The sequence below is a fragment of the Streptomyces sp. NPDC020807 genome (assembly GCF_040641575.1).
Lineage (GTDB): Bacteria > Actinomycetota > Actinomycetes > Streptomycetales > Streptomycetaceae > Streptomyces.
Genome location: NZ_JBFADU010000001.1, coordinates 117173 through 134017 on the forward strand (window position 1 = coordinate 117173; position 16845 = coordinate 134017).

The 16845-nt window shown below is 68.9% G+C and carries 17 protein-coding genes; 7 read left to right on the plus strand and 10 right to left on the minus strand.

Annotated elements, in window-relative coordinates:
* Window positions 1-25 precede the first annotated feature (25 nt).
* From AB0G79_RS00565 to AB0G79_RS00590, 6 genes are all read right to left on the minus strand, one after another.
* Window positions 26-1579 (minus strand): HAMP domain-containing sensor histidine kinase, encoded by a 1554-nt coding sequence (locus tag AB0G79_RS00565; RefSeq protein ID WP_360799119.1) that lies wholly within the window; start codon window positions 1577-1579, stop codon window positions 26-28.
* Window positions 1580-1590: 11 nt separating this feature from the next.
* Entirely contained in the window at window positions 1591-2334 is a 744-nt protein-coding gene (locus tag AB0G79_RS00570; RefSeq protein WP_360798015.1) for a response regulator transcription factor, read from the minus strand.
* Between the two features lie 105 nt (window positions 2335-2439).
* Complete coding sequence (locus tag AB0G79_RS00575) at window positions 2440-3333, minus strand: amidohydrolase family protein (RefSeq protein WP_360798017.1); 894 nt, start codon at window positions 3331-3333, stop codon at window positions 2440-2442.
* On the minus strand, window positions 3320-3655 hold the full coding sequence (locus AB0G79_RS00580) for an antibiotic biosynthesis monooxygenase (protein ID WP_360798019.1): 336 nt from the start codon (window positions 3653-3655) through the stop codon (window positions 3320-3322). Before AB0G79_RS00580 ends, AB0G79_RS00575 begins: the two co-directional genes overlap by 14 nt.
* A 74-nt stretch (window positions 3656-3729) precedes the next feature.
* Window positions 3730-4608: a DUF2797 domain-containing protein gene (locus tag AB0G79_RS00585; protein ID WP_360798021.1), complete on the minus strand. Its 879-nt coding sequence runs from the start codon at window positions 4606-4608 to the stop codon at window positions 3730-3732.
* A 221-nt stretch (window positions 4609-4829) separates the two neighbouring features.
* Window positions 4830-5717, minus strand: a complete 888-nt coding sequence (locus AB0G79_RS00590) for a BRO family protein (protein ID WP_360798023.1) — start codon at window positions 5715-5717, stop codon at window positions 4830-4832.
* A gap of 148 nt (window positions 5718-5865) precedes the next feature.
* Here AB0G79_RS00590 and AB0G79_RS00595 point away from each other — a divergent pair, with 148 nt between their 5' ends.
* A complete protein-coding gene (locus AB0G79_RS00595; protein ID WP_360798025.1) occupies window positions 5866-6810 on the plus strand; it encodes an RNA polymerase sigma-70 factor in 945 nt (314 codons plus the stop codon).
* Between the two features lie 115 nt (window positions 6811-6925).
* Entirely contained in the window at window positions 6926-8128 is a 1203-nt protein-coding gene (locus AB0G79_RS00600; protein ID WP_360798027.1) for an FAD-dependent oxidoreductase, read from the plus strand.
* Window positions 8129-8178: 50 nt separating this feature from the next.
* Here AB0G79_RS00600 and AB0G79_RS00605 read toward each other — a convergent pair whose 3' ends face one another.
* The 3 genes from AB0G79_RS00605 to AB0G79_RS00615 form a co-directional block, all read right to left on the minus strand.
* Window positions 8179-8583, minus strand: coding sequence for a DUF6578 domain-containing protein (locus AB0G79_RS00605; RefSeq protein WP_360798029.1), 405 nt, complete (start codon window positions 8581-8583; stop codon window positions 8179-8181).
* A 729-nt stretch (window positions 8584-9312) separates the two neighbouring features.
* The gene (locus AB0G79_RS00610) at window positions 9313-10257 is read right to left on the minus strand and encodes a restriction endonuclease (protein ID WP_360798031.1); all 945 of its coding nucleotides are present in this window, start codon (window positions 10255-10257) and stop codon (window positions 9313-9315) included.
* Window positions 10258-10557: 300 nt separating this feature from the next.
* Window positions 10558-12486 (minus strand): hypothetical protein, encoded by a 1929-nt coding sequence (locus AB0G79_RS00615; RefSeq protein WP_360798033.1) that lies wholly within the window; start codon window positions 12484-12486, stop codon window positions 10558-10560.
* A gap of 303 nt (window positions 12487-12789) precedes the next feature.
* Between AB0G79_RS00615 and AB0G79_RS00620 the strand changes: the two genes are divergently transcribed.
* Window positions 12790-13323, plus strand: a complete 534-nt coding sequence (locus AB0G79_RS00620) for an NUDIX hydrolase (RefSeq protein WP_360798035.1) — start codon at window positions 12790-12792, stop codon at window positions 13321-13323.
* Here the strand turns inward: AB0G79_RS00620 and AB0G79_RS00625 are convergent.
* Window positions 13301-14647, minus strand: a complete 1347-nt coding sequence (locus AB0G79_RS00625) for a hypothetical protein (protein ID WP_360798037.1) — start codon at window positions 14645-14647, stop codon at window positions 13301-13303. The genes AB0G79_RS00620 and AB0G79_RS00625 overlap by 23 nt on opposite strands.
* Before the next feature lie 123 nt (window positions 14648-14770).
* Here AB0G79_RS00625 and AB0G79_RS00630 point away from each other — a divergent pair, with 123 nt between their 5' ends.
* The 4 genes from AB0G79_RS00630 to AB0G79_RS00645 all read left to right on the plus strand — a co-directional run bounded on the left by AB0G79_RS00630 (window position 14771) and on the right by AB0G79_RS00645 (window position 16779).
* Window positions 14771-14971: a hypothetical protein gene (locus tag AB0G79_RS00630; protein ID WP_360798039.1), complete on the plus strand. Its 201-nt coding sequence runs from the start codon at window positions 14771-14773 to the stop codon at window positions 14969-14971.
* Entirely contained in the window at window positions 14971-15300 is a 330-nt protein-coding gene (locus AB0G79_RS00635; protein ID WP_360798041.1) for a hypothetical protein, read from the plus strand. The genes AB0G79_RS00630 and AB0G79_RS00635 overlap by 1 nt, the downstream gene beginning before the upstream one ends.
* Window positions 15301-15493: 193 nt before the next feature.
* Window positions 15494-16618 carry a radical SAM protein gene (locus tag AB0G79_RS00640; RefSeq protein ID WP_360798043.1) on the plus strand — a complete coding sequence of 375 codons (1125 nt, stop codon included), beginning with the start codon at window positions 15494-15496 and terminating at the stop codon, window positions 16616-16618.
* Complete coding sequence (locus tag AB0G79_RS00645; protein ID WP_164494953.1) at window positions 16615-16779, plus strand: hypothetical protein; 165 nt, start codon at window positions 16615-16617, stop codon at window positions 16777-16779. The genes AB0G79_RS00640 and AB0G79_RS00645 overlap by 4 nt, the downstream gene beginning before the upstream one ends.
* The last annotated feature ends 66 nt before the right edge of the window (window positions 16780-16845 follow it).

Consider the following 16845-nt stretch of genomic DNA (forward strand, 5'->3'; position numbering starts at 1 on the left):
CCCACGACACTCGCGAGCCCCGCTGTCACGGCTGTGTGCTGAGCCTGTGCCCTGCCTGTGAGTCCCGCCGGGCGCCCGCGTCGAGGGGCAGGCGCACGGTGAACACCGTCCGGCCCGGGGCGCTTTCGACGCCGACGTCGCCGCCGTGGGCGTGGACGACCGCGCGCACGATGGCGAGCCCGAGGCCGGTGGACCCGGCGTTGCGGGAGCGGGACGCGTCCCCGCGCGCGAAGCGTTCGAAGACGGACGGCAGGAGCTCCGGCGGGATGCCGGGCCCGTCGTCCTGGACGTCGACGAGCGCGTCCGTACCCTCGGTGCGGACCCGCGCGGTGATCGTCGTCCCGGGCGGTGTGTGCGTACGGGCGTTGGCGAGGAGATTGACCAGCACCTGCTGGAGCCGGGCGCCGTCGGCCCGCACCACGGCGGGTTCCTCCGGCAGTGCGAGGCTCCACCGGTGCTCCGCCCCGGCGACGCGGGCGTCGCTCACCGCGTCCACGACGAGCGGGACGAGATCCGTCTCCTCGTAGTCGAGCGGGCGCCCGGCGTCGAGCCGGGCGAGCAGCAGCAGGTCCTCGACCAGCCCGGTCATCCGGGTGGCCTCGGACTCGATCCGGCCGAGGGCGTGCCGGGTGTCGGGCCCGCACTCCTCACGGCCCCGCCGGGTCAGCTCCGCGTACCCCCGGATCGAGGCGAGCGGGGTGCGGAGCTCGTGGCTGGCGTCCGCGACGAACTGGCGGACACGGGTCTCGCTCTGCTGCCGGGCGTCGAGGGCCGAGTGGACGTGGTCGAGCATCCGGTTGAGTGCCGCGCCGACCTGGCCGACCTCGGTGCGCGGGTCGGCCTCCGCCTCCGGAACGCGCTGACGGAGCGCCACCTCGCCGCTGTGCAGCGGAAGCCGGGCGACCTGACGGGCGGTGACGGCGACCCGCTGGAGCGGACGCAGCGCGACCCGGACCAGCACCGTTCCGGCGAGCGAGGCCGCGACGAGGCCGGCGGCGGTGACGCTCAGCTCGACGAGGACGAGGGTGGAGAGCGCGTCCTCGACCTCGGTGAGCGGGATGCCGACCAGATAGGCGCCTTCGCTTCCCTGGGCGTACTCGACCCGGTAGGAGCCGAGGCCGGGGAGGTCGACCGTGTGCGGCTCGCCGTCCAGGGGGACGGTGTCGAGCGCGGTCCGCTGGGCTGCCGTGAGCTCTTCCGTCGTGTAGGGCCGCACGCTCTCGCTGTTCGCGTCCGCCTCCGTCGAGTAGCCGGCGGCGGTGACGCCGGCGGCGGTGACGACGGCTCCCAGGGACCCGATCGGGGCGCCGGGGCCGACGAGGAAGTCGAGCGGAGGCCGCTGCCGGGTCGGGTCGAGCTTGCCCAGGGAGACCGGAGGCCCCGCCGCCCGGCTCGCCAGGACGTGGACCTGGTCGTCGGCCTGGTCGTAGAGGTACGAGCGGAACGCGATCGTCGTGACCGTGCCGATGACGGCCGCGACGACCGCGATGAGCGCGACGGCGGAGACGACGAGCCGGGTCCGCAGCGTCCAGGGCCGCCGGCTCCGGGGCCGCCCTCTCCAGGGCCGGCGGCCTCGTATGCGCACGGGGACTACTCCCCCGGCTTGATGAGGTACCCGGCCCCGCGACGGGTGTGGATCATGGGTGTCCGCCCCGCGTCGATCTTCCGGCGCAGGTACGAGATGTACAGCTCGACGACGTTGGCCTGACCGCCGAAGTCGTACGACCAGACGCGGTCCAGGATCTGCGCCTTGCTGAGCACCCTGCGCGGGTTGCGCATGAGGTAGCGGAGCAGCTCGAACTCGGTCGCGGTGAGGTGGATCGAATCGCCGCCCCGGGTGACCTCGTGGCTGTCCTCGTCGAGGGTCAGGTCGCCCACGACGAGCATCGACTCGCTGCGCGCCTGGGCCGCCCCCGACCGCCGGATGAGACCGCGCAGCCGGGCCACGACCTCCTCCAGACTGAACGGCTTGGTGACGTAGTCGTCGCCGCCCGCCGTGAGCCCCGCGATCCGGTCCTCGACGGCGTCCTTCGCCGTCAGGAAGAGGACGGGCACGTCGGGCTGCTCGCGCCGGATCCGGCCGAGCAGGCTGAGCCCGTCGACGTCCGGAAGCATGATGTCGAGGAGTACGGCATCGGGCCGGAACTCGCGGACGGCACGCAGGGCGGCGGCGCCGTCACCGGCGCTCTTCACCTGCCAGCCCTCGTAGCGGAGGGCCATGGAGAGCAGCTCGGCGAGCGAGTCCTCGTCGTCGACGACGAGGACTCGGACGGCGGTCCCGTCGGCACGGAGCATGTCGGCGCGGGTGCCGGGGCGGTGTGTGGTGACGGTCATGGAACCCAAGCTGGCCGTCGCCGCTGAGATCCCCCTTGCCCTTTCCTGTGAATTCCCTGAGAAACGGCTGAGGCGGAGGAGTGATGTTTCACGTGAAACAGCTCGTCAGGCGGCATGTTTCACGTGAAACAGCGCCGCTCCGTTCTCGTACAGGACCCGCCGGAGCCAGTCGTCGCCGAGCCCGAGGCGTTCGAGGGCGTGGAGCTGATGGCCGTACGGGTACGGGATGTTCGGGAAGTCGGAGCCGAGGAGGATCCGGTCGCGCAGCTCCACGAGTCGCCCGTACTCCCCGGCCGGGAAGGGGGCGAGACGCTCACTGAAGTCGGTGAACGACATGGTGGTGTCGAGGCGGACCTCGTCGTACCGCTCGGCGAGGTCCAGGAAGTCGCCGTACTCGGGCATCCCCATGTGCGCGACGATCACCCGCAGCCGTGGGTGACGGGCGAGCAGCCGCCCCATGGGCTCGGGACCGGTGTACTTACCCGGCGCGGGCCCTGAGCCGCAGTGGACGACGACCGGGGTGCCGCTGTCGGCGAGGGCGCCCCAGGCCGTGTCGAGCAGCGGGTCCGTCGGGTCGAATCCGCCGACCTGGAGGTGCACCTTGAAGACGCGGGCCCCGGCGTCGAGCGCCTGGCGGACGTACGCGTCGACGCCCGGCTCGGGGAAGAGGGTCGCGGTGTGCAGACAGTCGGGAGTGCGGGCGGCGAAGTCGGCCGCCCAGGCGTTCAGCCAGGCGGCCATGCCGGGCTTGTGCGGGTAGAGCATCGCCGTGAAGGCGACGGCCCCGAAGCCGCGCAGGATCTGGAGCCGGCGATCCTCCTCCTCGCGGTAGGTGATGGGCCACTCCAGTCCGGTCAGCGGCCCGGCGGAGTCGAAGTAGGCCCAGACCTTGTCGAGGACGTTCTGTGGCATGAAGTGCGTGTGGACGTCGACGACACCGGGGATGCGGAGCCGGTCGAGGAGCGCGCGGACCTCCTCGTCGGTCTCAGTGCCGGGCAAAGCCGTAGCTCCGTTCGACCTTGCCGATGTGGACGCTGTAGCTCTCGTACCAGTGCTCCCGGCCCTGCGCCTTCGCGGCCAGGTGCTCGGTGTCGAGCCGCCAGGAGTCGAGGGCATCGAGGTCGCGGAAGTAGGCGACGGTGATGGAGATGCCGCCGGGCGTGCGGGCGGCCTCGTAGCCGAGGAAGCCGGGGATCCCCTTGACCCGCTCCTCCATACGGGCGGCGGTCTCGGCGTAGCCCTCGGGCGCGTCAGGGCGGAGGGAGGTGAAGACAGCGGTGTAGTACGGCGGTTCCAGGCCCGCCACGAGCTTCTGGGTCATGTGATCACCCTCGCCGGGCCCGACGGGGACTGTCCACGGCACCAGGGCAAAGGGATCCAAGACTTTACGAACGGTCAGAAGAGCTCGCCCTGCGCGCTGCCGGCCTCCTCGGCGGCCGCGACCGGCGTCACCGGCACGGAGAACCCGGCGGCCTCCCCGCCCTCCGGCTTCCGCAGCGCCCAGCCCCCCATGAGCCGGGTGTCGAGGGCGAGACAGCGGCCGTCCGGCGAGAGAAGGTGCAGGTCGGGACCGGCGGCGGCGAGCAGCCGGCCCGTGACGACCCCGCCGTCGACGAGCTCGGTGACCGTCCCGGCGAGCGGCGGAAGGCCGTCGAGGTGGAAGGCCACGGCGTGGTCGCGCGGGGCGAACTCCAGCGGCTCCAGGGTCTCCGTCCACCCGCCGACGGCCCTGGCCTTCCGGTACAGCTCCTCGACCTCGCGGACACGGTCCCCGGCGGGCGGCAGGGCGTGCCGCACGGCGCGCTTCCGCTCGTACGCGATCCGGTCGGGCACGCCGAGGGCCTGCCGCAGGACCTCCTCGGTCCGGCGCGCGGCCATGAGCGGTCCCCGCCCGAGCCAGCTGAACGCGACGGCCCCCTGCTCCAGGAGCCGGGCCTCGCCCCGGGCCTCGCCGGTGATCCCGACCTTGGTCATGCCGGGCCCGAACCAGGCGAGGTAGACGCGGTACGGCCGCGGGTCGTCGAGGAGGGTGTCGGCGGCGACGGAGTGCGCCCGGTCGAGCCGCGCGCACTCGGCACACCGCCCGCCGGTGGCCCGCCCCGACACGACGGCCTCCAGGGGGCAGGGGTTGCCCCGGGCCCCGGGGCACCGCCGGTCACCGACGGCCCGGAAGGCGAGCACCTGCCCGTACGCGAGCGAACTGACCCGCCCGCCCCGCCACCGCAGCCCGGGCACCCCTCCGTCCCATCCGAGCCCCCGACTCGACCACTCCACGCGCTTCTCTCCCCGTTCCCGACCGTTCCGGACCGCCGGCCGCGTCCGCCCCCGGTGCCGTCCAGTCTCCCGCGCCGGAAGCCCCGGGGCCTCAACCCCGGGGAGGCAGACCGAGGGCCGGACCGAGGCGACGGCCCGACGCGACGGCCGGGTGCGGCAGACCGAGGCGACGGCCCGACGCGACGGCCGGGTGCGGCGGGCCGGGGCGACGAACCACGGACTCACGGCAGGACGTAGATGCGGGCTCCGTCCGGGTCCGGCTCTCCCACTTCCCGCATGCAGCCGCGCTCCAGGAGGATCCGTACGCAGTCCCGCACCCGCTCGCCCGAGAGGCCCGTGCGGCGGGTGACGTCCTGGGGCCGGTAGCGGACCCCGCCGCGGACGAGCGCGGGAGCGAGGCAGGAGGCGACCGTGCGGGTGTCACCGGTGATGGCCCAGGACTCGACGAGCTCCTGAGGGCTCAGCGTGACGACGGCGGACCCGGTCCTGACCCCGGCCTCCGCCTCGACCCCGGCCTCCGCCCCGGCCCCGGAGCGCTGGCGCGGCACCGCGAGGCGCGCAAGGGAGTCGGCGGCCCTTGCGAGGCTCTCGCGGGTCTCGCGGAGCAGCTCCGCACGGTCCGCGTACTCCTCGCACGCGGCGGCGTACACCGCGGCGTGCTCGTCGAACTGCCCCTCCAGCCGTACGAGCACGTCGACGAGCTCCGGCGGCAGGAGGTACCCGGGGCGGACCGGCGAGAGGTCGAGCCCGTACCCGCCCTCGCGCTGGACGGCCGTCACGACCTGGGCGACCCAGGCCTTGAAGGGCCCGGCCTCCGGCCTGCGGCAGGCTCCCACGAGCTGGACGAGCCCCGGGACGCCCACCATCCGCGCCGTGGCGCGGACGCCGGCGCGGGCGAGTATCGCGGCGCTCCCGGCGAGCTCACCCGCCCTAGCGAGGCTGCCGGCGGGCAGGTCCACGGTCCGCAGCGCCTCGCGCGCCCCGGCGTACCCCAGCCGCTTCGCCACGTCCACGACGGGGAACCAGTGGGTCCCGTCCGGGGCGGTGAGCCGCCGCAGGCGGGCCCCGGTGGCGGCGTACACCATGTCATCGATGTCGATCGCGTCCATCGATCATCACCTCCACGTCGCAAGCTAGGCCGAGGGCATATTCAACTGACATGCAAATCAGACAGGTTCACCCAAAAGAGGTGCGGGGCCGTCGATCGGTGAGCGCGCGGACATCGCCGCCGAACGGCCCCGAGACTAGGATCTGGTCATGGCCCTGACCATGATCGACGTCGACCGTTTCGAAGCCTCCCGGCCCCGCCTGGAGGCCATCGCCTACCGCATGCTCGGCTCCGCGAGCGAGGCCGAGGACGCCGTGCAGGAGACCTTCCTGCGCTGGCAGGCGGCGGACGTGGAGCGCGTCGAGGTCCCCGAGGCCTGGCTGACGAAGGTCCTCACCAACCTCTGCCTCAACCTGCTCACCTCCGCGCGCGCCCGGCGCGAGACGTACGTGGGCCAGTGGCTGCCCGAGCCGCTGCTCGCCGGCGACCCGATGCTGGGCCCCGCGGACACCGCCGAGCAGCGCGAATCCGTGTCGTACGCCGTCCTCACCCTCCTGGAGCGGCTCTCGCCGAACGAGCGCGCGGTGTACGTGCTGCGCGAGGCGTTCGCGTACACGCACCGGGAGATCGCGGAGATCCTCGACATCACCGAGACGTCGAGCCAGCAGATCTTCCACCGCGCGAAGAAGCACGTCACGGACGGCAGGGCCCGCACGGAGATCGACGAGGCCACGGCCCAGCGGATCGTCGAGGAGTTCCTCGCCGCGGCGACCAGCGGGCAGACCGACCTGCTCGTGCGGATGCTGACCGAGGACGCGATCTCGGTCGGCGACGGCGGCGGCAAGGTCCCGGCGCGCGCGAAGGCGTTCGAGGGCGCGAAGGCGGTCGCGACGTTCATGCGCGGCCTGTTCAAGCCGGGCAAGGCGAAGCGGGCCATCACCGGCGGCACGGCGGAGATCCACACCACGGACGTCAACGGTGCCCCCGGCGTCGTGGCGGTCGTCGACGGACGGGTCATCGGCGTCATCGCCCTGGAGATCGGAGCGGACGGGATCGTCGCGTTCCGCAACCAGGTGAACCCCGACAAGCTGGAGCGCGCGACCCGCCGGTGGGCGGCGGCGGACCACGGAAAGCCCCTCTTCGAGGCCTTCTGACACCCCTCCTCAGTGTGTGACGCAGGTCACATGTCACTCCTGTCAGGAACGGCCGGGCTGCCCGGTTCAAGAGGCGAGCCAAGAGGCGAACCCGCCGCACGACAGGAGTACGGACATGCAGCACCGCATCGTTGTCCTCGGAGCCGGCTACACCGGAGCCACCGCCGCCGGGCGCCTCGCCAAGCGGCTGCACAGCGAGGACGTCGCCATCACCCTCGTCAACGCCGACACCGACTTCGTCGAGCGCGTCCGGCTGCACCAGCTGGCGGCGGGTCAGGACCTCACGCCCCGGCCGCTCGCGGAGATGCTCGCGGGGACGGACGTGGCGCTGAAGCAGGCGAAGGTCACGGCGGTGGACGTGGACGCCAAGACGGTCACGGTCACGGCGCCGGGGACGGGCACCGAGGAACTCGCGTACGACAGCCTCGTCTACGCCCTCGGCAGCGGCTGGAACACCCAGGGCGTCCCCGGCACCGCCGAACACGCCCACGAGATCGCGAGCCGCCCCGGCGCGCTGCGGCTGCGCGAGCGGCTCGCGGGCATGACCGCCGGCGACTCCGTCGTCGTGGTCGGCGGCGGTCTGACGGGCCTGGAAGCGGCGACCGAGATCGCGGAGGCGCGTCCGGAGCTGTCCGTCGCCCTCGCGGTACGGGGCGAGCTGGGCGACTGGCTGTCGCCGAAGGGCCGGGCGTACCTGCGGAAGGCGGTGGACCGCCTGGGCATCGCGGTGCACGAGAACGCGTCCGTCGCCACGGTGGAGGCCGACCGCGTCACCACGGCCGCCGGCGACTCCCTCCCCGCCGCGGCCACGGTGTGGACGACCGGCTTCGCGGTCCACCCGATCGCGCGGGCGACGGCCCTGGAGGTCACGGAGACCGGCCAGATCGTGGTGGACGAGACGATGCGCTCGGTCTCGCACCCGGACGTGTACGCGGTCGGCGACGCGGCCATGGCGATGGGCCCGGGCGACAAGCCGCTCCGGATGTCCTGCGCCTCGGGCACCCCGATGGCCTGGCTGGCCGCCGACTCGCTGGCGGCCCGCCTGACGGGCGGCAAGCTGCCGAAGAACACGATCCACTACCTGAACCAGTGCATCTCGCTGGGCCGCAAGGACGGCCTGATCCAGTTCGTGACGGCCGACGACCGCGCGAAGGACAGCGCCCTGACGGGCCGCTTCGCCGCCCGCTACAAGGAACTGATCTGCAAGGCCGCGGCCTGGGGCGTCGCCAACCCGACCCTCGGCGTCCCGACCCGCCGCCACCGCACCCTCACCCGGCCGGCCCAGCCGGTCCGGACCGAGGCCGGGGCAACCGCCTGAACCCACCGCCCCACGAGCCCCCGGACCCCCCTCCCGTCCGGGGGCGCCCCCTACCCCTCCGACGGCGCCACGAGACCCCGCGCGGTCACGAGCCACCCCACGAACCGACTGCCCGGCCGCTCCTCCACCCACCGTTCCGCCCGACGGACCGGCACCAACACGTGCGAACCCCGGACGGGCTCGTACGTGCGGCCGCCACCGGGGCGGGGCGCGTACGCGCAGTGAGCCTCGACGATCGCCACGACCTCGACCGAGACGGCCTCACCCTCCTCGTGCCCGAGATGGTGCTCCTCGCGGAAACCGATCCCCCGGGCGGCCTCGGCACCGACGACATCCGCGTAGTCCTCCGGATCGGCCCGAAGCAGCGTCCAGGAGACGACACCCCCCACGGCGAAGGACTCCCCGCAGCACTCCATCTGCCAGCCGTCGACCCAGACCGTCAGCATCTCCGTCATGCCCGCATTGTCGAACAACCCAACGCAAGAGGCCCGGACTTTCGTCCGGGCCTCTTGTCTGTGTGCACTCGGCAGGATTCGAACCTGCAACCTTCTGATCCGTAGGATCGGGCAGTGTACAAGGAGAGGCCCCAAGAGCCTCCAGCCTTGGCTGCTCGCGGTAGTGGTCACCCGCGGCCGTGTGCCGTCGTTGCCGTCACCGCTGCCGTCACGCCGCACACCCCCAAATACATGACTCGCCGTTGCGAAGCGCAGGTTGGCGCTAGAGTGCTAACTGCCGGGCGGCAGCCCGGTGGCAGTGGGCACCCGCAAGGGTGTTGGAGGTGGGGCCCCAGTTGGGCCCACTCTGAGTTGTCCGGTGACGGCTCAGGAGTTTGCCGCGCCTCTTCTGTGGGAGAGCACCCACGGGCCTGTGAATCCACGTGTAAGGGAAGACCCCGGTTCTGCATCCGGGTGCACCACCCTGAGTCGCTGCGCCGGCGTGATCTCAGTTCGTCACCTGTTGGTGGCCGGACTGAGCACGCCTGTTCCGTCCGGCCTTTGTTAGAAGGACGAGACGTTGAACGAGCTCACTCTCGGAACCCTGGCGGTGTTTGGCCTGCTCAGCTTGGCCCTCGGCTTCGGCACAAAGCTCGGCCGCGAGGTAGACGAACTCTTCGATGCGTGGCGAAGGCCGGCCGCCCGCATCCGCCGATGGTGGCGTAACCGCCGAGATCGCCAGCGCCGCCCCTAGTCACCATCCGAGAAGATCTTTGAGACGGGAAGGAAGCAATGCCCCGTCTCACTCGCATGCCGCTTCTTCCGGCGAATCAGGTCATCCAGACGGATGCGCTGCTCTAGCACTGCCATGAAGTCGCTCCCGTCCATCGTGATGAACGGGGTGCCGAAGCTGTACACAGCCAGCGCGTCCGCGGTGAATCCGCTCATGCTGACGTACATACCAAGCGTGTTCTTGCCCTTGCGCTCGATGTTGGCCTTGAATACGTCCAACTCTCTGCGCCCAATGGCCTCTTTCCACCACTTTGCCTCAAGCACGTAGTGGTCGGTGTCGAAGAGGAACGCGCCGTCGATCTGCTCGTAGGCCAGGGTGTACGACGCCCGCGGCTCAAAATCGTACAGCCCGAACAGATCGTTTATGAAGCCCTCGAATTCTGTCCCTCTCCTGTGCGGATCTGAGGCTCCATGCATCGCAAAGAAGCGGCGCTTAAGAGCTTCATGGTCCTCGTTGAACAGCCTCGCCTGCTGCGACTTCTTGACGTCCTCCGCGATGGCAGCCTCATGCTCCTCTCGCTCCCGGATCGCCTCTCGCTGCCTCTCCGTCCACTCGCGCAGAACAGACACGGCGGCTTCGGCTCTCGGCACCATCTCGTCCCTGTCCACCTGCTGCTCCAGGTTGGGAAAACGCTTCATCTCGGCGATGTCCAACATGATGTGGACGGCCAGGTCGCGGTACCGGGCTTCGTTGGCACGCAACAGATCAACCAAGAGGCCGGAGGTCTCACGCTTGGTCGCACCGAAGTCCAATCGAGCCAGCAGCTCACTGTGATTTGTGAGCATGCCCCGCACATAGCGCTCGAAGGGTGGCTTGTTCCAAAAGATGACTGTCAAAGCGTCAGCCAGTGCGTTGTATGCGCTCGGGTTGATGGCCTTACTGCGGGCGCTGGGCTGCGGCACCGTCCCCTCCTCCATGCACACCGTCACCGAACCATCACGGTACCGCCGGTCAACTGTGAACGAGAGGGCCTGATCGAGTCTAGGGGTGCACCACTCCCCGAGGCCCCCGCGTCGACACGCGCCAGGCGATCCTCCGAGGAAGGGAGCCGGCCGACTCGAGCCAACCACCAGGCCACCTGGCTCGCACCGCTCGGCCACGCACCCCCGCCCAACAACTTCTCCTAGAACATCGCCCTGTTCACACCCTCAAGACAAGGGATAGCCGAAAAGTTCAGATAGGAAGCATCCGATACAAATGCCCTATTTGCGCAGTTCGCTGCGTGCAGCCCGCACCGCATTCGCCAACCGCAACAACCAAGACCGAGGCAATCCCCCCTGATGCGGATTGCCAAGTACTGCCTTAACTGCCGAGCTGTCACGTTTCACCGAATCCTCCGAGGCGATAAGCACCAAGAGGCTGCATGCGCGCAGCGCGAGGGCAGCAGTCTCGCGGCTCACGTCATCCATGAATCCATGAGCGACGAAATTTCGAACGTTCATCCCGTCCCCCAGAAGGAACGTCTTGAGGAACCTTGTCCAATCTGGGTCAAATCCAGCTTCAATCAAAGGGTCGAGCAGGGCACCGAGCCCCGGGAACTGGCCTTTACTATCACCGACTGACACCCGGTATACAGGTTCATTCAGCTCCAGAAGGAGAGCCCGAACGGCCGCCTCTACTTTCGGAACCGCCAGATGGACACATGCCTCATACTCGCCCACCCAGTAGAGCAAGAAGGATTTCGCAAGAGCTCGAGCCAGTATCGGATGGGGCCCGAACTCCCCCAAGGAATTAGAAAGATCCTCATGAGAGGGGATCCCAAATCTGAGCTTGATCAGATCTAGCGCATCGGCAAGAATCAATCCATGAAGATGGATACCCATCGTCTCCACGCGAACAAGCTCATTCTGAAACGCTTCGTCGTCATCACCAGACTGCACACTTCTTGGCAAGTCGCCGCGCCCAAAGAAAATGGTTGTAGCCAACCTGCTAACGACCGACTGGTTCAAAATATCGCGCGCCGTGGCCTCGTTCGTCGCACTACTCCCGGTGGGAGAGTCCATCTGGAACCAGAACCCTAGAGCCTGATCCCATGTGTCCGCCGTTTCGAACGGGCGAGAATAGCTCCGAAATAGGGAGTTGGGAATCCTCACCTCAGATTTTATGGTTTTCCACTCAACAGCCGGCGCTGATTGGAGTCGGGAGACTGCATCCTTTTCAAGATCCGGCAAGTTCAACTGACGTGCCCTCGATGCAGCATCGTTCAGATGCGCTCTAATTACGATGGAGTCGACTGCCTTCTCTGCATCGTTTAGGTGGGCCTTCACTTCGATCTCACTGGCACGCCGGATACGCTCCTCATCACCGACCGCCCTGCGCCTAACCAGCACAGCTATCTGGCTAACGATGTGCGTTTGAGAGTAGACCAAAAGTGCACGATCGAGGAGATCGTCCACCTTTGGATCCACCTGCAAAGCGTTCTTCCTGCGCTGGGGAGCCGTAAGCGCATCCAGTAGGGAAACTACGACATAAGGGTCTTCGCCGCGAGTCAAAGCGACCTCAATCAGCCCCAACATGGCTGACGAAATCTCTTGCACGAGTGCAGAAAGCCCCACAGAGCGAGCAAGCTCCCAAGCCCTGAGCAAACAGTCACTCTGCTCGCTCGACCTCAGGTCTCCGCCAACCAATTCCATGTAGCTTCGAACTGCCCGCTCTGCCGCATTCCGAGGATTCGCCAGTTTAAGCAAGAAGATAATGTCTGCGCAGCGCGCCTTCACCAAAGCATGGGTGGCCTCTGCCTCAAGATCAAGCCACAAGGCACGTACTTCTTCATCCGCGTCACGTAGCGCTCTCGGATAAGAAGGGCCCTCCAGTGGGCCAAGTTGAGCGCCAGGCTGCGCCGATCCGAATTGATTCGCAGACAGATGATAGGAGAAGGTTATAGTCAACTCGCGCACTGCCGCCAAATCAATTGGCGCATCAGGCTCCTGTGCGAGTTGTTTTACTCGAAGGCTGGCTTCGTAGTAGCTTTCAGCCTGATCGCATGCCCAATCCGCAACCTGCGCCAACGCCTGAATATTGGAAGAATCATGCCGGTATGGAGCGATTTTCGAGGAAGTGCCCTCATCGGCAGCAGGCGAGTTCCCTCCATTCGCCTCGCTTCCCCCAGAAACTTGATCCAATCGCTCCACGGCGGCCCTCCATATTCTGTCGTCTTCATTCGAAACCTGCGGGGCGCGGCCAGCAGTAACCCCAAATTCACTGCGATATGAAAGTATGAGCCCCTGGCCTTTTCGCGGCGGCCATGTTCGTCACGGGCCGTCTCAAGGCTACGCCGTAATGTCGTAGTTATCCGGAGATTCTCACGAACTCTAGGGGCCCCCTCTGGCACCAGGTCGGCAACGGACCTGTGCGAGGCCAGAGACCCAAGCAATGGCTGCTCAACGGCACCCACACTCTGCGATGCTGGAGGCCGATCGAGAGGGGCCGCAGCGATGCAGTGGAAGATCCACGGTGAACGTCCGATCTACGAGAACAGCTGGGTGAACCTGTGGCTCACCGACGTCGAGACGCCGGATGGGCACCGCTGGGAGCACCACGTCGTCAAGCTCCGGCACCTGGCTGTGGCCGCCGTGGTCAACGAGCGGCGCGAGGTACTGATGATGTGGCGGCACCGCTTCATCACGGACGCCTGGGCGTGGGAGCTGCCCATGGGCCTGGTGGAGGAGGGCGAGAGCCCGGCTGAAGCGGCGGCCCGTGAGGTGCTGGAGGAGACCGGCTGGCGTCCCGGCGCGATCAAGCCGCTGATCTATGCCGAGCCGGCGAACGGCATCACCGACTCGCAGCACCACGTCTTCCGGGCCGATGGGGCGACGTACGAGGGTCCGCCGACCGAGAAGAACGAGTCGGACCGGATCGAGTGGATCCCGCTGGCCGATGTGCGGGGCATGATCGACCGCCGTGAAATCGTCAGCAGTGGCTCCCTGGTCGGGCTGCTCTACGTCCTCATGGACGAGGCGATCCGCTGATCTGGCGGGGCAGCGCTTCCCGGAGCCGGGACTCGAACGCCACCGCGGCCGGTTCGCGGCGGAAGGGCTCAAGCTGTTCGTAGAACTCCCGGAGGTGGCCGGCGACTCGTTGCGAGCTGACGGCCGCTGCCGGGGCAAGGGCGTCCATGGCCGTATGGCATGCCTCGTCGAGTTTGCCGCGTTGGAGCTGCGTGCGGGCGAGCCAGAAGGCGTGGAAGGCCCGGCCTCGGTGGTTCGATGCGTGCTCGCGGCGTAGCGCGTCCGCGATGAGGGGTTCGGCGAGGGCGGCTTCGCCCAGGCGGCCGTGCGCAATCCCAGTGTCCACGATGAGCTTCGGCTCGTCGAAGTAGGCGACCCAGGCCGGGTCTGGATCGCCGGTGCTGATCCGGCCGAACTGGGTGTGGGCTTCCGAGATCGCGGTGTGAGTCGCGCCGTGGTTGCCGAGGGTGGCGTGGGCGAAGGCTTCGCGCATCGCAAGCATGGCCAGCACGCGCGGCGTCGTCCCCGCGGCCGTTCGGGCCTGGTCCTGGGCGGCCGTGACGAGTGCGAGAGCGTCGCCAGGCTTGTCCTGGTAGGTGGCCTGGAGGCTCATGCAGGCGAGCACGTTGGCCATGAACTGGCGGTCGTCGATGGCCTTGGCCAGACCGAGGGATTCGGTGAAGTAGGCGCGCGCCTGGTTGTACTGGCGGGCATCGAAGTAGGTCCATCCGGTGAGCCGGGCCAGCTCGGCCGCGATGCTGTGCAGGCCGTCCCGAAGAGGAGCGGGGCGCTGCTCCTTGAGGAGATCGACGACGTAGCGGAGCTGTCCGACGACCGCCGGCCGTAAGGTCTCGCCGCCGTGCTCGTCGTCCCGGCGCCAGTAGTCCGCGATCGACGAATGCAGCGCGTCTAGCGTCGACGCGCTGAGGTCCCGCTCGGCAGCAAGGGCAAGGATGCTGTCGACGTCCGCCCCCGGCAGTCCGGCGACAATCGGTTCGACAGCTGAGGTCGGCACCTCGACCGGTCGGCGGGGCGTGACCGTCAGGCTGGGCGGCGTCTCCCAGGAGCGTCGGGCAAGGCCGAGCATGTGCCCTGGGATGCGTAGGCCGTCCGAGATCCGTTCGATCACGTCCATGTGCAGCAGCTGCCGCCGTCCGGCGATCACTTCGCCCACTCGGCTCGGGGTCAGGTCGCAGCGGCGCGCGATCATCGACGGATAGATGCCTGCTCGTGCCTTGACCAGCTGAAAGATGCGGCCGAAGTCTCTGGCCTGGCATGCCTCGATCATCACTGGATCCGTGAGCAGGCTGACCGGGAGTTCCTTCGAGCGAGATGGCTCGGGCATCGGGCACGCTCCGGCATGAGGACTACGGATCGCTGCACTTGGTCAACCGAGGGTGATGTTACCCAAGTTGGGTAATCCGCTTGGCCTTTCTGGCCGGGCCCGCGGATCGCGATGCTCCTGGCCATGGCGAACGGACAGGACAACGTACGGATGACGTTGCGGGTCTCCCGCGACTCCGGCCAGACGTGGGGGCCTCGCGCAGAGGTCCGCGTGGGCGAGGACCCGGTGGTCCCGGAGAACCCGGGCCGCTACCCGCCGTGCGTCTGCCCCCGGTGCTCGCAGCAGGCCCGGAACGCCGTCGCATCCTTCCGGATGGTGTCGTGATGCGGTGCGCGCACTGGCGCCGGGTGCCCCTCGACCTGGCACGAGAAGCACGGGAGAAGTCGACCGCCCCGTACATCGACAGGGCAGTGCAGTGCCAACTGTCCGCACACGACGGAGATGAGCACTTCGGTCTCCTCACCGACGCCGGCGCGTACGGGACCGCACTGTGGCTCCGCTGGCGCGGGCCGGACGAGACGGAACTCGTCGTGCTGCCGGACTGCCCGGTGGCCGCCCCGGGTCCTGACGGCGAGGGCTGCTGTCTGTTCGCCGACCACGCCAAGCAGCACACCTGGGAAGACGCCCTGGAGGAGGTCTCGTGCACCAGTTGATCGCGAGCCCGCACAAGGCCCGGCGCCCTCGCTCGCTTCGCAACGAACAGTGCGGGGACTGCGGTGGCAGCGGCGCCAACTCGTCCGGCAAGACCTGCGGAACCTGCAACGGCCTTGGCGAGATCCACTGCCGCGCCGGCCGCCAGGGGCCCCGTGCGCTGTCCCGCTCCGTGATCCGGAAGGAGGGCCACCGATGGCCCACGCTCTGATCGCCTCCCCGTTCCTCGACGGGCACCTTCTCCTCAAACCGGGAGCACGGGCCGGCGCCCGCGTCTCCGCCGACCACTTCGAGGATCTGCGCCAGGCCGCCATCGACGGTGCGCCGCTTCCCGCCTGGGCGGTGCAGACCGCCTCCGACCTGTGGGGTCTGGACCTGGGTGGCCAGACTTCGCAGGGCACCGTGCTGGTGCGCGAGCCGTCTCCGTACGGCTACTGCCGGGCCTCGTGGGAGATCAACCTCGGCTGCAACTTCGGCTGCAAGCACTGCTACCTCGGCGAGCGGCCGTTCTCCGGCCTCGGCTGGGAGGACAAGGTGCGACTGCTCGACATCATGCGCGAGGCCGGTGTCCTCTGGCTGCAAATCACCGGCGGCGAGCCCACCATGGATCCTCACTTCCAGGGCGCCTACCGGTACGCCTGGCTGGCCGGGATGATGCTCACCATCTCCACCAACGGCTCGCTGCTCTGGCGTCCGGACCTCCTGAAGCTCTTCCGCGACTGCCCGCCCTACCGGCTGGTGGTCAGCATGTACGGGGCGAGCGAGGAGTCCTTCGACACGCTCACCCAGCGCCGTGGGGCGTGGAAGGCGTTCCGGCGCGGTATGGACGCGGCGCGAGAGGCGGGGCTTCCTCTGCGCATCAACGTCGTGGTGACCGAGGACAACGCCTCCGAGGCCGACGAGATGGCCGCCCTCGCCGACGAGTGGAACGTCGAGAACCACGCGTACACGAACATGACGCCCACGATCTACGGCGGCGGAGAGCCGCTGCTCGCCCAGTCCGCCGCCCACCTGCGGCAGCGCAAGCCGTTCGCCGGCTGCAACGCGGGACACACCTTCTTCCACGCCGACCCGCACGCCAAGGTCTCGATCTGCAAGGTCGGGCGCGACGAGCAGATCGACCTGATGGCCGAAGGCATCGACGGCCTCACCCGGCTCGGCGCCATCGCCGACCGCCTCATGCTTCGCACCGGAGGGTGCGAGGGCTGCGCCCTGTCCGGCACCTGCCGGGTCTGCCGCCCCCTGGCCAAGCATTACCAGGAGGCGAAGGCGCCGCTGCACAGCTACTGCCAGCACGGAGACAAGGAGAACGCCTCATGACCCCGCCCGTACCGGTGACCATCCTCCCCGGCCCGCCGACCTCGGCCCGCCGCGCGGCCCCGCCCGTCGCGACCGCGTCGATCACCGCCGTCCAGGACCTCGACGTGATCGTGGAGAGCGCGGAGTGCTCCTGCGACGCCGGTGACGACAACCCCCACTGACCGACACGATCCGGTCAACTCCGTTCAGGCCCCGGCGTACTCGCGTCGGGGCCTGAGCCCTGACCG